Here is a 13,051-nt window from a genome sequence, read left to right as displayed (position 1 = left end):
GCTTCGTCGCTTCGCTCCCTTGCACAAACGCTTTTGCGTTTGTCGCAGGCAATGACGGTTATAGCGATACCGCGTCAGGACCCCGCCTTGTCGCGGAAATACGGCTCGACCGGGCCGTGCACCTTGATCGTCAGCGGGTTGCCGTAGCGATCCTTGGCGTTGCCGGCGGTGACGCGCACCCAGCCCTCGCTGATGCAGTACTCCTCGACATTGGTTTTCTCGACGCCCTTGAAGCGGATCCCGACATCGCGCGCGAGGATCTCGGCGTTGTGGTAAGGGCTGTTCGGATCGACCGAAAGACGGTCGGGGAATTCATCGTTCATCGCTTTGTTGGTCTCGTTCACAGCAGTGCCTCGATTTCTTTTCTTAGCCCCTCAGGGGTTGCCGTTGGCGCGTAGCGTTCGACCACCCTGCCCGACCGGTCGACCAGGAACTTGGTGAAATTCCATTTGATCGACGGTCCAAGCAATCCCGATTTCGCGTTCTTCAGATGGCTGAACAACGGATGTGCATGGCTGCCGTTGACGTCGATCTTGGCGAACATCGGAAACGTCACGTCATACTTGGTTTCGCAGAACGCCGCGATCTGTCTAGCGTCGCCCGGCTCCTGCCCGCCAAACTGGTTGCAGGGAAAACCGAGCACCGCAAAGCCGCGCGCCGAAAGTTCGCGCTGCAATTGCTCCAGGCCCTTGTACTGCGGCGTGAACCCACAGGCGCTCGCGGTGTTGACGATCAGGAGCACCTGACCCTCGAACCGCTTCAGCGGAACCTCTTCGCCGGCGAGCGACTGCGCCGTGAAATCATAAACGCCTGGCATCATGGTCTCGTTCAATTCAGCCGGCGGGATCGATCGCCGCCGGCGGCGTTCCGCCGGCTTCGATCGCCTCGCCGGCAGCAAGGCATAAATCTTCGCGGTAACGGCCGGAAACCAGCTGCACGCCGACGGGCACGCGTCCGACCAATCCCGTCGAGACCGTTAGCCCGGGAAGCCCCATGAAGGGAATGGCGATCTGCGGCAATTGCGCATGCCAGACGCGCGCGAACGACGCCTCGTCCTTGCGGTCGAGCTGATCGGGGAACGGCAGTTCGCCGGATACCGGCATCAGCAGCACGGCATAGTTTTCGAAGAACGCCAGCCATTCGCGCGTCAGCGTCAGACGCCGTGTCAGCGTCTTCGACAGGTCGAACGGATGCACTTTTGCGCGGTTGCCGCGCAGGCAGGCCAGCGCGCCGGGATCGCCTTCGCGCTCGGCCATCTCCAGTTGCGCTTCGTACCCGTCGCCGAGCCAGAGTTTGGTCTGCAGATCGGCGGCCTCGCGCAGCGGCGGCGTGTTGGCGATTTCCTCGACGATCCAGCCGGCGCGCGCAAGCCGCTTGCCGGCATCGGCAACGGCCGCCTTCACTTCGGGGACGGGATCGAGGCCGTCAGGATTGAGGCACATCGCGACGCGCTTGGGCATTGCCGGCCCTTCGAGCGGCGCCGGCACCCACCAGGGATCGCGGTAATCTTTCGCCGACATCGCGGCCAGCGCGATCCTGATATCGCCCATGGTGCGGGCCAGCGGGCCCGAGACGGCGCTGATCTGCGGCCCGATCGGCCGTTCGGGGAGCGCGGCGTTGAACGCCGCGACGCGGCCCATGGTCGGCCGCAGGCCGTGCACGCCGCAGGCGTAAGCCGGATAGCGGATCGATCCCGCAATGTCGGTGCCGTGCGCGATATGGCCGATGCCGGCTGCGACCGCCGCCCCCGCCCCGCCGGACGAGCCGCCCGGGGTGATGCCGGGGTCGCGCGGGTTTTTGGTGTCGCCATGAATGAGATTGGTGGTGAACCAGCGATAGGAGAACGCCGGGCAGTTGGTGCGCCCCAGAATGACGGCGCCGGATTTGCGCAGATTGTCGATCACCGGATTATTGCTTTTTGCGATGGAGTCGCGCTGGAGCTTGAGCCCGTTGGTGGTGGCAAAACCTTCCTGGTCGATATTGACCTTCACCGTGACAGGCACGCCGCCCAGCGGGCCTGGGTCTTCGCCGCGCCCGATGGCGGCATCGACGGCGGAAGCCTGCGCCAGCACGTCCCCCGGCCTGTGGTCGACCACGGCATTGATTTTGGGGTTGACCGCGTCCAGCCGCGCCAGCGCCGCGGTCGCCGCCTCCTTTGCCGAGACTTTTTTCGACCTGATCAGCGAAGCCATTTCCGCCGCCGACAGGCGCCATAGATCCTGCATGCAAAACTCCATACCGATTGGCGCCCTTTTAGCGCCGGGCGCAGGGCAATGCCAGCGGGGGAGTTTGCGGCGCGCTGCTCCCTCTCCCCGTTATTCACGGGGAGAGGGCTGGGGTGAGGGGCTCTCTCCGCGCACCCAAATGGCAGTGATGACGTTGAGACAGCCCCTCACCCCGACCCTCTCCCCGCAAAGGGCGGGGAGAGGGAGAGGCGTCAACTCATCCTATCTCACCCGGGCGACGAAATAAGCGAGATCGCCGATCTGCTCGGGCGTAATCGGACCCATCACGTCCGCCATGCTGCCATCATAGCCGTGGCGGCTGTTGTCCTTGTACTCGGCAAGGGTCTTGGCGAGATAATCCTCACGCTGGTTGGCGATGCGCGGGACGTTTTCCTTACCCGACAAATCCGGGTTGTGACAGGTGTCGCAGCGGTTTTGCTGCACCAGCGCCTGGCCGCGCTGCAGCCGCGCAGGATCGCCGGCGTCCGCCGGGGCCGCGGGCTTCGGCATCTTGGCGATAAAGTCCGAGAAGAGGCGAAGATCGTCGTCGGTCAGCGGCTTCGCCATCTCGTTCATCGGCTCGAAGACGCGCAGCTTCTCGCGGAACATGAAAAGCTGGATCAGCGTGTAAGGCGCCTGCTGGCCGCCGAGCGAAGGCGTGTTCTCGGTCTCCGACTGGCCCTTCTCGCCGTGACAGGCGAGACACGGCACGATGCGTTGTTCGATGGTTTCGGCGCTGGCTGAGGCTGCGACCAGAGCGAACGCTAGCATCGTCATCGTTCTACGCATCGGCCAACTCCGGACGTTCTTTGTTATTGCTTGCGACAAACGCCAGGCGTTTGCGCAAGGGAGCAAAAGCGACGAAGCAATCCATGCCTGCGCGTGTGCGGAATGGATTGCTTCGCTGGCAATGACGGCTTGGACTACTGCTTGCCCGCCACCTTCTGCTTGCCGTAGGTGATGCGATAGACGGCGCCGTTCCAGTCGTCGGAGACCAGCAGCGAGCCATCCTTCATCGGCAGCACGTCGACCGGGCGGCCGATATACTTGTTGTCATCCAGGAAGCCGGTGATGAGCGGCTCCATCGACTTCATGGTGCCGTCCTTGTTCAGCTTGACGACGACGACGTCGCCGCCGACTTTCTTGGAGCGGTTCCAGGAGCCGTGCCGGGCGATGATGGCCACGTTCTTGTAGGTCTTCGGGAACATGCTGCCGGTGTAGAACCGCATGCCGAGCGCGGCCGAATGCGGGCCCAGCAGGCCGACCGGCGCAGTGAATTCGCTGCAGGATTTGCCCCAGCCGAATTCGGGATCAACGATGTTGCCCTGCAGGCAGTAGGGCGCGCCGAAATGTTCGCCGACCTTGGTGACGCGGTTCAGCTCGTCCTCCGGCACGTCTTCCGACATCCAGTCGCGGCCGTTGTCGGTAAAGTAGAGCTGCTTGGTCTCCGGATGCCAGTCGAACCCGACGGTGTTACGGACGCCCCGGGCGATCACTTCCGCGCCGGAGCCGTCGAGATTCATCCGCCGGATCAGGCCGTGCTCGTCGTCGTGGATCACGTTGTTGCCGGGCTGGCCGACCGGAACGTAGAGCTTGTTGTCCGGGCCGATGCCGATGAACTTCCAGCCGTGGGCCTCGTCCTTCGGCAGCTTGTCGAAGATCACGGTCGGCTTCGGCGGATTGTCCAGATTATCCTCGACCTTCTCGATCTTGGAGACCTTCGACAGTTCGGCGATGTAGAGCGTGCCGTCCTTGAACGCGAGGCCGTTCGGGCGGTAGAGGCCGGAGGCCAGCACCTTGACCTCGCGCTTGCCGTCCTTGTTGACGATGGCATAGACCTTGTCGATCAGGCGGCTGCCGACAAACACCGTGCCCTTGTCGCCCACGGCAAGCGAGCGCGCATTCGCCATGCCCGCGGCATAAACCTCGATGTTGAAGCCGGCCGGCACTTTCAGCTTGGCCGTCGGCAGCTTGTCCGGCGTGGCGGCGATCGGCGGGGGCGCCACCGGCGCGAGCTTGGCAGCGGCTTCGCTGCCCGCGGGCCGGCCGATCAACGGAGACCCCGGCGGAAGCGCAGGCGCGGCGCCGGCAGCGGGCGGTGTGGCGGCAGCGGGCGGTGTGGCGGGCTGTTGCGCAGCCGCGCCCAGCGTGAAGGCACTGAGAAAGGCACCGGCCAGCAACAGGCTGCGCGGCGCCGACGAATGGGTCGTCATGGGCGTTCTCCCTTGGCGGAAGCCTGTTCTCTACGCGCGGCACATGAGGGTGCCGACGCCGGTGGCTTTCCGGGCGGCAATCTCCAATATTTTTCCGTCAAAGCGCAACCGGAAACATGCGTTACCGAGACTGCGTCCACCGAATGGTCTGCGCGGGCCGACCGGCGTCATCGCGCATCAGTGCTTGGTAACCGAGCCGCCGGGAGCGTCGAGGATCGCTTCGGCGAACGGAAACTCCAGCACGATCTCGCCGTCGTCGTCGGTCACCTCGATGATCGCGCTCAACAGCGCACCGTCGGCGCCGTCGGTCTTGAGCAGCTCCCGGATCATGGCGCGCGCCATTTCCCAGGCGCGATCGGGATCGACAAGCACTTCGCCGTCGGGATCGGAAATCAGCTCATCGCCGATACGGGTGTTGAAATAATATCGTGGCATCGGCGGAAACCTGGCTCCGGTTGAGGCCCCGCAACCGGAGGCCCGTCGCTTCTCACACATTTCTTTACCCGGAGCCGGTAGCGCCCCGTCGCCCTGAGAATTGCCATTCGCGGCGCTGCTAACAACCGCGAAACGCTTGATCCCACGTTGTTTTGAGTAAGCCTTTTGCACAACTCCGTGAAACCTCTTTGCAGCGCAGCATAAACAAATGCGGGTTCCAGGCAAAAGATTTAACTGGCGAACTTTTTGATCCGCGCTACCTTAACCCCAAGGACGGAATTCGTCCGATAGCAAAGGGAGAGCCAAATGGCCTGGAAAACGCCGCAAATCGTCGAAGTTTCGGTTGGCATGGAAATCAACATGTATATGTGCGCCACCCGCAAGTAAGCGGCAGCGCATTTCATATCTCACGGAGGTGGACTTCCGGGCCTGACACGTTCCCGACGGTGGAACTGTGTCCGAGGCCGGTGTCCACCTCGTGGTGTTTGTAGCTCAGGCGCTTGTAGTCCAGTTCGTGTCTTCAAGTCTGGAAGTCCAGGAGACGAATCATGCTTCGCGTCGTCGTCCTGGGCGCCGCGGCAGGCGGCGGTATCCCGCAATGGAATTGTGGGTGTCCGGTGTGCCGGAAAGCGCGAAGCGAACATCCCGGGCTGCGCAGTACCCAGGCCTCGATCGCGGTCAGCGCCGATGGCGCGCACTGGTATCTGATCAACGCCTCGCCCGACCTGCGTCAGCAGGTGATCGCGACGCCGCAGCTTCACCCCAAGGCCGGACAGCTCCGGCACAGCCCGATCGCCGGCGTGATCCTGACCAATGGCGAAGTCGATGCGGTCGCGGGGCTGTTGTCGATGCGCGAGGGTTCGCCGTTTACGCTCTATGCGCATGAGCGGGTCCTTGCGATTTTGCGATCCAACAGCATCTTTAACGTGCTCGGCGAAAACAACGTGAAGCGGCGGCCGATCGAGGCCGACACGGCGTTCGAGCCGGCCCTGCCCGATGGCTCGCCATCCGGCATGGAAATCCTCCCCTTCGCGGTTCCTGGCAAGGGCGCGTGGTACCTCGAAGGCAAGGCGCACCCGGCGGGCGGTGATGGCGCAGGCGATACGCTGGGCTTGCGGATTCTGGACAAGGGCAGCGGCAAGTACTTCTATTTCCTGGCCGCCTGCGCACGGGTGACCGATGATCTCAAATCGCGCCTGGCAGGCGCAGCATTGGTGTTCTTCGACGGCACCGTGTGGCGCGACGATGAGTTGATCGTCCAGGGACTAGGCACCAAGACGGGACAAGGGATGGGCCATATTTCAATGTCGGGCGAACATGGCGCGATCGAGAGCCTTGCCGGCCTCGATATCGGCCGAAAAATGTTCCTGCATATCAACAACTCGAACCCCGCGCTGCTCGCCGGCTCGGACGAGCGAAAGGCAGTAGAACAAGCCGGCTGGCAGATTCCGGCCGATGGAATGGAGATCACGCTGTGAATGTCATGGCCAAGGGGAAAATGACCGCGGATATGACCGCCCTGTCGATCGGCAAGGGCATCACGCTCAACAACGCCGATGAACTCGAAGCGATGCTCCGCCACATCGGCGCGACGCGCTACCACAATCTGCATCCCTTCCATCGGCTGCTGCATGGCGGCAAGCTCAACAAGGGACAGGTGCAGGCCTGGGCGCTGAACCGCTATTTCTACCAGAGCACGATCCCGCTGAAGGACGCGATGGTGATTTCCCGGTTCCGCGACCGCGCCACAAGGGTCGAATGGCGGCACCGGATCGAGGACCACGACGGCGATATCGGCTCGGAAGGCGGCATCGAGCGCTGGCTGAAGCTGACCGAGGGGCTCGGCCTCGACAGCGCCTATGTGGAATCGACCGAAGGCATTTTGCCGGCGACGCGGTTTGCGGTGGAGGCCTATGTGCATTTCTGCCGCGACAAGACACCGCTGGAGGCGATCGCCTCTTCGCTCACGGAACTGTTCGCGCCGAACCTGCATGAGGAGCGCATCTCCGGCATGCTGCAGCACTATGATTTCGTCAATCCTGACATCATGAGCTATTTTAGCCGCCGCCTGACACAGGCGCCGCGTGACGCGGGTTTTGCGCTGGAATACGTCAAGGCCAACGCGAAGACGCCGGCCGAGCGCGAGGCGGTCTGCAATGCACTGATCTTCAAGACCAATGTGCTTTGGGTTCAGCTTGACGCGCTGTATCATGCCTATGTCGAGGGCCATATACCGCCCGGCGCATTCGTGCCCAAAGGGGACTAGCGATCAATGGCTGCGAGCCGCAACATCAGCGTCAGCGAAGCGAGCCGGCCGAAATTACCGCGGCACGCGAAGCTGAAATTCGATGAGACGCGGCAGGTCTGGGTGATCCTGGCGCCGGAGCGCGTGCTGGCGCCGGACGAGATCGCGGTGGAAGTGCTGCAGCTCTGCGACGGCGTGCGCAGTGTCGGCGACATGGCCGATCAGCTCGCCGCCAAATACGCGGCACCCCGCGAGGCGATCCTGACCGACGTCATCGGGATGCTGCAGGACCTCGCTGACAAGGGCTTTCTGACCGAAGCGCGTGAGAAGACGTCATGAGCGACATTCTCGCCGATGGCAAAACAGCCGGCGCCACGCCCAGTGACGGGCTCGCGGTGCTGGAATCGCAACGTTCGACCGCGGAGACGTTCGGCATTCCCTTGGCCGTGCTCGCCGAGCTGACGCACCGCTGCCCGCTGCAATGCCCCTATTGCTCCAACCCGATCGAACTCGATCGTGGCGGCACCGAACTGACGACCGAGGAATGGAAGAAGGTTCTGAGTGAGCTCGCCGAAATCGGCGTGCTGCAGATCCATTTCTCGGGCGGCGAGCCGACCGCGCGCAAGGATCTGGTGGAACTGGTGCAGCATGCGACGGATGTCGGGCTGTACAGCAATCTCATTACGTCGGCGGTGCTGCTGACCAAGGAAAAACTTTCGGCGCTGGCGGATGCCGGCCTCTGTCACGTGCAGATCAGTTTCCAGGGCAACGAGCCCATGGTGGCGGATCGCGTCGCCGGATTGAAGAACTCCCACGAAAAGAAGCTCGAGGCCGCGAGATGGACGCGCGAGCTCGACCTGCCGCTGACGGTCAATGCCGTCATGCACCGCCAGAATCTTCATCAACTCGCCGACATCATCCAGATGGCGGTCGATCTCGACGCCGACCGGCTGGAAGTCGCCAACGTCCAGTACTACGGCTGGGCGCTGAAGAACCGCGCCGCGCTGATGCCGACGATCGAGCAGATCGACGAGACCAGCCGCATCGTCGAGGAAGCCGCCGTGCGGCTGAAGGGCATTCTCGCCATCGACTATGTGGTGCCGGATTATTACGCGCTGCGGCCGAAGAAATGCATGGGCGGCTGGGGCCGGCAGTTCTTCAACATTTCGCCGGCCGGCAAGGTGCTGCCCTGCCATGCGGCGGAGAGCATCACCGGGCTCGAATTCGAATCCGTGCGCTCGAATCATTCGATCGCCTGGATCTGGCAGAATTCCGAAGCCTTCAACCGCTATCGCGGTACCGGCTGGATGCCCGAGCCGTGCAAGAGCTGTGAATTCAAGGAAATCGATTTCGGCGGCTGCCGCTGCCAGGCCTTTGCGCTGACCGGCGACGCCGGCAATACCGACCCCGCCTGCACGCTGTCGCCGATGCACGAGCAGATCTTCAAGCAGGCCGAGCGCGAGGCGGCTGCGCACCAGGACCGCTTCCTCTATCGCAATTTCGCCGGCGGTGCGCTGGAGACGGAAGGCGAGCATGGCGCCTGACGCCGACGCCGGCAAATCCGTCAAACGCGCCGATCCGTTTGCGCCACTGACATCGGAGCAACTCGTCGTCAGCGACGGCCACGACATCTATGTCGAGAGCGTCGGCCGCATCGGTGGTGTTGCCGCGGTCTATCTGCATGGCGGGCCCGGCAGCGGCTGCCAGCCCGACCATCGCCGGCTGTTCGATCCCGAACGTTTCCATGCGGTGCTGTTCGACCAGCGCGGCGCCGGTCGCAGCCGCCCAAAAGGCCGCCGCGACGCCAATACGCTGCCGCATCTGATCGCCGACATGGAAGCAATCCGCGAGAAATTCGGCTTCGAACGCTGGATGATCGTCGGCGGCTCCTGGGGCGCGACGCTGGCGCTGGCGTATGCGCAGGCCCATCCCGACCGCGTTACCGGCATCGTGCTGCGCGCCACTTTCCTCGGCACGATCAAGGAAATCGAGAACGGATTTCTCAACACGCTGCCGCGGTTCTATCCCGGCCTCTACGACGACTTCATGAGCGTGCTGCCCGAAGGCGAACGCGCGCAACCGATCCAGGCCTATTTCCGCCGCATCCTCGATTCCAATCCTGACGTGAATATTCCGGCGGCGCGGGCCTGGGGCGAAACCGAACGCATTCTGTCCGAGCACACGCCGAACCGCACACGCCTCGATCTGCTTGCATCATCGCGGGGCCTGCCGGCCACGCCGTTCATGGAGGCGCACTATTTTGCCAATGACTGCTTCATGCAGCCGAACCAGTTGCTGCGCGAAGCGGGCAGGCTCAAGGGCATCCCCGGGATCATCGTGCAGGGCCGCTACGATCTGCTCTGCCCGCCCGCAACCTCACACGCGCTTGGCGCGCTGTGGCGCGAGGCCGAGATCCGTTTGGTCGAGGGCGCCGGCCACACGCTGTACGATCCCGGTGTCCGCGACGCCGTGATGAAGGCGATCGCGGACATGGCTTCCAGAACCAGCAAGTAGGAATCAAGAAAAATGCCGATGGCGGGTAAAGGCATGCTGCTGACGTCGATGAACATCGACGCCGCGCACGAAGCCGAATTCAATCGCTGGTACGACCGCGAACATCTCGAAGAGCGCGTCGCGATCGAGGGCTTCCTCGAAGCCCGCCGTTACGTCGCCCACGACGGCAATCCGAAATATCTCAGCCTCTACTCCACCGAAACGTTCGAGGTGCTGGACAGCCCGGCCTATCGCACCGCGCTGGCCAATCAGACGGCGTGGTCTAAGGCCAATATCGCTCACTTCCAGAACATGATCCGCGCGGTCGCGCGCATCACGGTAAGCCGGGGCACCGGCCGCGGCGCGGCGCTCGGAATCATCAGGCTGCGTCCTCCGGCCGGCGGCGAGGACAAATTGCGTGCTGGGCTCGCCGAGCACCTCGATCCGGCAAATCTCGACGGCATCATCTCCATGCATCTGATCGAGAACGATCCGCCACTGTCGAGGCCGATCACCGACGATCCCTCCGCGCCCAATCCCGGCGCCGGCGACTGGTTCGTGCTGATCGATGCGACCGAAATTGGCGCGCTGCCCGCGGCCATGCTGCGCTTTGGCGGCAACATTGCGCTGAAGCCGCTGACGATCTCGAGCGGGGTCTACCGGCTGATGTGGGATCTGGCGAAGAGCGATATTGGCGGCTAAGCGCCTCCGCTGCTCCGGACAGCCGCAGGCAGCTTGATCGGCCACCCGAATCTGACGGCACGGCCCGACAGGAAATCCCTGACCCAGCGCTGCGCCGGTCGCTCGACATAACGCCACACGATCCAGGCCAGCCAGGTCATGGCCAAAATGATCGCCACGACCCATGACACCGCATTGGCGGGCGCCTGACGGGTGAACAGCACGTAGCCGAACTGCATGTGCAGGAGATAGAGCGGATAGGTCAGCCCGCCGGCTGCCAGCACCAGCGCTGACGGGAGCGGAACGTGACGAATTCGCGTGGCCAGGAAGATGACGGCAACCGATCCGAGGCAGATTGCCGCCACGGTCCATTCGTCGAACACGCCGCCGGTGTGCGGCTCCAGCTTCACCGCTTCGTGGATGGACTGGAATACCGCCGTGCCGATCGACAGCGCCAGCATGCCGTACAGCACCGGGCCACGGCGCCCGCAATAGAATTGGTAGATCAGCAAGCCCACAGCGAAGAAGCCGCTATAGTCCGTGAGAAACAGTTTCTCGACCAGCGGCGCATCGAGCGTCATTTCATTGGCGAAGGTGATGCCGAGCCAGACCGGGATGATGGTATCGATGCGGCGCGGAAATAGCCCGGCCGCGATGAGCACAGCGACCCAGGCATAGAACATCACTTCGATCACCAGCGACCAGTAGGACGCGTCCATGTAGGGCTGGCCGAACGCCGTCGCGGCGATGAACAAATTAGCGAGCCACTGCCTGAAGCCAGCCTCGAAGTGCGGCGGCCCCAGCAACACGATCGCCAGACAGGTCAGCGTCATGCAGAAGACGAAAGTCGGGTAGATCCGGCTGAAGCGGGCAATGGCAAAGCCGGTGGCCGTCCGGCCCTCGGCCGAATAGGCAATCACGAAACCGCTGATGACGAAAAAGCCCGGCACGCCGAGAAAGCCGTATTTGGCCACCGGCGTCAGCCAGGGGAGCGCCACTTGGGGCACCCCATGCGCGGCCGGGCCCCAGAAGCCGAAATGATAGAGAACGACGCCCAGCACCGCCACGAGACGCAGCAAATCGAGCGCTTCGACACGCGACGGTGAAATGGATGATGGCGGCATGATTGGGAAGTTCCTGCGTGGGAACAAGGTGCAATGCCGCATCCTAGGAAGGGGCGGTGAAGGCGTTGTTAACGCCATGTCGCGTAAACCGGCGGCCGAGATTGCCTTCTGGCAGAATGGCTCGGTTAGGAGCTAACCCGCACGACTAGTGCTGCGCCAGGCAGCTTCGATTGCTCCCCTCGCAACAATCGAAGACCATCATAAGCAGATGAGAACTTCCGCCGAAGTCTCTAACATCGCTTTCAATTGCCCTGCTAATGTTATCTCTGAGATGTGTGATGGTCGCCTGAAAGCGCTCCTTCATCTTCGGGATGCTGGGACAACCGGCTGAGATGTCATACGCATCTGTTTCCAGGTCGTCCCAAGCGTTTGGTAACATCTTACCGGCTCCCGCTCTTCAGCCGTAATTGGAGTTGAACTGCATGGCGGAAAAGTCCGCGGGCACCGTGGCCGATATTTTCGCCGCCTTTCTCAAGCTGGGCCTCACATCGTTCGGCGGGCCGATTGCGCATCTCGGCTACTTCAGGGCGGAATTCGTCGAGCGCCGGAAGTGGCTGAGCGAAAGCAGCTATGCCGACATCGTCGCGCTCTGCCAGTTTCTGCCCGGGCCGGCGTCCAGCCAGGTCGGCTTCACCCTCGGCATTCTGCGCGGCAACGGCCTGCTCGGCGGGCTGGCGGCGTGGTTCGCCTTCACCATGCCGTCGGCAATCATTCTCTTCGCCTTCGCGCTTGGTGCGACAGTCTTCACCGGCCCGTTCGCCGAAGGCGTACTTCACGGCCTGAAGCTGGTCGCGGTCGCCGTGGTGGCGCAGGCGATCTGGGGCATGGCAAGGAGCCTGACACCGGATCGCGAGCGGGCCGCCATCGCGCTCGCCGCTGTCGCGATCGTGGTTTTCATCGGTGGATCATTTGGGCAGATCGGCGCCATCGCGCTTGGGGCCATCGCCGGGCTCTGGCTCTGCCGCGGCGATGGGCCCGCCCCTGCGGGCCACCTCGGCTTTTCGGTATCGCGCCGGCACAGCACGATCGCGCTCGTGCTGTTCGCAGTCCTGTTCCTGCTCACGCCGCTGGTGACGGCACGGACCGGCTCGCAAGGGCTGGCGCTGTTCGATGCGTTTTATCGTTCCGGCGCGCTGGTGTTCGGCGGCGGTCATGTCGTGCTGCCGCTGCTGCAGGCGGAAGTGGTGACGCCGGGCTGGGTCAGCAACGCGGATTTCCTGGCCGGCTACGGCATGGCGCAAGCGGTGCCCGGACCCCTCTTCACCTTCGCGGCCTATCTCGGCGCCATAGGACCCGCTCCCAATGGTCTGGCTGGAGCGGTGATCGCACTTATCGCGTTGTCGCTGCCAGGGCTGCTGCTGGTCTACGGCATGCTGCCCTATTGGGACGCGCTACGGATGCGTCCCGCCGCGCAGGCCGCCATGCGCGGTACCAACGCCGCCGTCGTCGGCATCCTTGGCGCTGCGCTCTACAATCCGGTGTGGACCAGCGCGGTGCTCACCCCGCGCGATTTCGCCGTGGCACTCGCCGGCTTCCTGCTGCTGACGGTTTGGAAACTGGCACCATGGATCGTCGTCGTCCTGCTGGCGGCGATCGGCGCCATTCTGCCGCTAATCTAGGCAAGTCGTCTCGCCG

Annotated in this window: 15 protein-coding genes; 8 read left to right on the top strand and 7 right to left on the bottom strand. The window is 63.5% G+C overall.

Annotated elements, in window-relative coordinates; translation table 11 throughout:
• Nucleotides 1-74 precede the first annotated feature (74 nt).
• The 6 genes from ACPPVP_RS10905 to ACPPVP_RS10880 all read right to left on the bottom strand — a co-directional run bounded on the left by ACPPVP_RS10905 (nucleotide 75) and on the right by ACPPVP_RS10880 (nucleotide 4,873).
• Nucleotides 75-323, bottom strand: coding sequence for a DUF3297 family protein (locus tag ACPPVP_RS10905; RefSeq protein ID WP_426537786.1), 249 nt, complete (start codon nucleotides 321-323; stop codon nucleotides 75-77).
• 17 nt (nucleotides 324-340) lie between these two features.
• Nucleotides 341-817, bottom strand: a complete 477-nt coding sequence (locus ACPPVP_RS10900) for a glutathione peroxidase (protein WP_426533961.1) — start codon at nucleotides 815-817, stop codon at nucleotides 341-343.
• A 16-nt stretch (nucleotides 818-833) separates the two neighbouring features.
• Nucleotides 834-2,225: an amidase family protein gene (locus ACPPVP_RS10895; protein WP_426533959.1), complete on the bottom strand. Its 1,392-nt coding sequence runs from the start codon at nucleotides 2,223-2,225 to the stop codon at nucleotides 834-836.
• A gap of 222 nt (nucleotides 2,226-2,447) precedes the next feature.
• On the bottom strand, nucleotides 2,448-3,014 hold the full coding sequence (locus ACPPVP_RS10890) for a c-type cytochrome (protein WP_426533957.1): 567 nt from the start codon (nucleotides 3,012-3,014) through the stop codon (nucleotides 2,448-2,450).
• 134 nt (nucleotides 3,015-3,148) lie between these two features.
• On the bottom strand, nucleotides 3,149-4,438 hold the full coding sequence (locus tag ACPPVP_RS10885) for a PQQ-dependent sugar dehydrogenase (protein WP_426533955.1): 1,290 nt from the start codon (nucleotides 4,436-4,438) through the stop codon (nucleotides 3,149-3,151).
• 177 nt (nucleotides 4,439-4,615) lie between these two features.
• Nucleotides 4,616-4,873 carry a DUF6894 family protein gene (locus ACPPVP_RS10880; RefSeq protein ID WP_212420398.1) on the bottom strand — a complete coding sequence of 86 codons (258 nt, stop codon included), beginning with the start codon at nucleotides 4,871-4,873 and terminating at the stop codon, nucleotides 4,616-4,618.
• Nucleotides 4,874-5,179: 306 nt separating this feature from the next.
• Between ACPPVP_RS10880 and pqqA the strand changes: the two genes are divergently transcribed.
• From pqqA to ACPPVP_RS10845, 7 genes are all read left to right on the top strand, one after another.
• On the top strand, nucleotides 5,180-5,260 hold the full coding sequence (pqqA, locus tag ACPPVP_RS10875; protein ID WP_426537784.1) for a pyrroloquinoline quinone precursor peptide PqqA: 81 nt from the start codon (nucleotides 5,180-5,182) through the stop codon (nucleotides 5,258-5,260).
• Between the two features lie 161 nt (nucleotides 5,261-5,421).
• Nucleotides 5,422-6,351: a pyrroloquinoline quinone biosynthesis protein PqqB gene (gene pqqB / locus ACPPVP_RS10870; RefSeq protein WP_426533952.1), complete on the top strand. Its 930-nt coding sequence runs from the start codon at nucleotides 5,422-5,424 to the stop codon at nucleotides 6,349-6,351.
• 32 nt (nucleotides 6,352-6,383) lie between these two features.
• The gene (gene pqqC / locus ACPPVP_RS10865; protein WP_426537782.1) at nucleotides 6,384-7,139 is read left to right on the top strand and encodes a pyrroloquinoline-quinone synthase PqqC; all 756 of its coding nucleotides are present in this window, start codon (nucleotides 6,384-6,386) and stop codon (nucleotides 7,137-7,139) included.
• Between the two features lie 6 nt (nucleotides 7,140-7,145).
• Nucleotides 7,146-7,457, top strand: a complete 312-nt coding sequence (gene pqqD / locus ACPPVP_RS10860) for a pyrroloquinoline quinone biosynthesis peptide chaperone PqqD (RefSeq protein ID WP_426533950.1) — start codon at nucleotides 7,146-7,148, stop codon at nucleotides 7,455-7,457.
• Nucleotides 7,454-8,662 (top strand): pyrroloquinoline quinone biosynthesis protein PqqE, encoded by a 1,209-nt coding sequence (gene pqqE / locus ACPPVP_RS10855; RefSeq protein ID WP_426533948.1) that lies wholly within the window; start codon nucleotides 7,454-7,456, stop codon nucleotides 8,660-8,662. The genes pqqD and pqqE overlap by 4 nt, the downstream gene beginning before the upstream one ends.
• A complete protein-coding gene (gene pip, locus ACPPVP_RS10850) occupies nucleotides 8,652-9,632 on the top strand; it encodes a prolyl aminopeptidase (RefSeq protein ID WP_426533946.1) in 981 nt (326 codons plus the stop codon). Before pqqE ends, pip begins: the two co-directional genes overlap by 11 nt.
• Nucleotides 9,633-9,644: 12 nt before the next feature.
• Nucleotides 9,645-10,313, top strand: coding sequence for a hypothetical protein (locus ACPPVP_RS10845; protein ID WP_426533944.1), 669 nt, complete (start codon nucleotides 9,645-9,647; stop codon nucleotides 10,311-10,313).
• On the opposite strand, the gene ACPPVP_RS10840 is transcribed toward ACPPVP_RS10845, so the two are convergent.
• Nucleotides 10,310-11,416, bottom strand: coding sequence for an acyltransferase family protein (locus tag ACPPVP_RS10840; protein WP_426533942.1), 1,107 nt, complete (start codon nucleotides 11,414-11,416; stop codon nucleotides 10,310-10,312). The genes ACPPVP_RS10845 and ACPPVP_RS10840 overlap by 4 nt on opposite strands.
• A gap of 422 nt (nucleotides 11,417-11,838) precedes the next feature.
• Between ACPPVP_RS10840 and chrA the strand changes: the two genes are divergently transcribed.
• A complete protein-coding gene (gene chrA / locus ACPPVP_RS10835; RefSeq protein ID WP_426533940.1) occupies nucleotides 11,839-13,035 on the top strand; it encodes a chromate efflux transporter in 1,197 nt (398 codons plus the stop codon).
• Nucleotides 13,036-13,051: the final 16 nt, after the last annotated feature.

This window comes from Bradyrhizobium sp. McL0615 (genome assembly GCF_049993905.1).
Classification (GTDB): domain Bacteria; phylum Pseudomonadota; class Alphaproteobacteria; order Rhizobiales; family Xanthobacteraceae; genus Bradyrhizobium.
The sequence above is the reverse complement of the archived record's forward strand: the minus strand, read 5'-3'. Positions and strand labels throughout refer to the sequence as shown.

Bases quoted from the DNA above. Each gene is read 5' to 3' on its own strand.
- pqqB (WP_426533952.1), top strand. From the start codon at position 5,422: ATGCTTCGCGTCGTCGTCCTGGGCGCCGCGGCAGGCGGCGGTATCCCG.
- ACPPVP_RS10890 (WP_426533957.1), bottom strand. From the start codon at position 3,014: ATGCGTAGAACGATGACGATGCTAGCGTTCGCTCTGGTCGCAGCCTCA.
- ACPPVP_RS10900 (WP_426533961.1), bottom strand. From the start codon at position 817: ATGCCAGGCGTTTATGATTTCACGGCGCAGTCGCTCGCCGGCGAAGAG.
- ACPPVP_RS10895 (WP_426533959.1), bottom strand. From the start codon at position 2,225: ATGCAGGATCTATGGCGCCTGTCGGCGGCGGAAATGGCTTCGCTGATC.
- ACPPVP_RS10845 (WP_426533944.1), top strand. From the start codon at position 9,645: ATGCCGATGGCGGGTAAAGGCATGCTGCTGACGTCGATGAACATCGAC.
- pip (WP_426533946.1), top strand. From the start codon at position 8,652: ATGGCGCCTGACGCCGACGCCGGCAAATCCGTCAAACGCGCCGATCCG.
- ACPPVP_RS10905 (WP_426537786.1), bottom strand. From the start codon at position 323: ATGAACGATGAATTCCCCGACCGTCTTTCGGTCGATCCGAACAGCCCT.
- ACPPVP_RS10880 (WP_212420398.1), bottom strand. From the start codon at position 4,873: ATGCCACGATATTATTTCAACACCCGTATCGGCGATGAGCTGATTTCC.
- pqqD (WP_426533950.1), top strand. From the start codon at position 7,146: ATGGCTGCGAGCCGCAACATCAGCGTCAGCGAAGCGAGCCGGCCGAAA.
- chrA (WP_426533940.1), top strand. From the start codon at position 11,839: ATGGCGGAAAAGTCCGCGGGCACCGTGGCCGATATTTTCGCCGCCTTT.
- pqqC (WP_426537782.1), top strand. From the start codon at position 6,384: ATGACCGCCCTGTCGATCGGCAAGGGCATCACGCTCAACAACGCCGAT.
- ACPPVP_RS10885 (WP_426533955.1), bottom strand. From the start codon at position 4,438: ATGACGACCCATTCGTCGGCGCCGCGCAGCCTGTTGCTGGCCGGTGCC.
- pqqE (WP_426533948.1), top strand. From the start codon at position 7,454: ATGAGCGACATTCTCGCCGATGGCAAAACAGCCGGCGCCACGCCCAGT.
- ACPPVP_RS10840 (WP_426533942.1), bottom strand. From the start codon at position 11,416: ATGCCGCCATCATCCATTTCACCGTCGCGTGTCGAAGCGCTCGATTTG.
- pqqA (WP_426537784.1), top strand. From the start codon at position 5,180: ATGGCCTGGAAAACGCCGCAAATCGTCGAAGTTTCGGTTGGCATGGAA.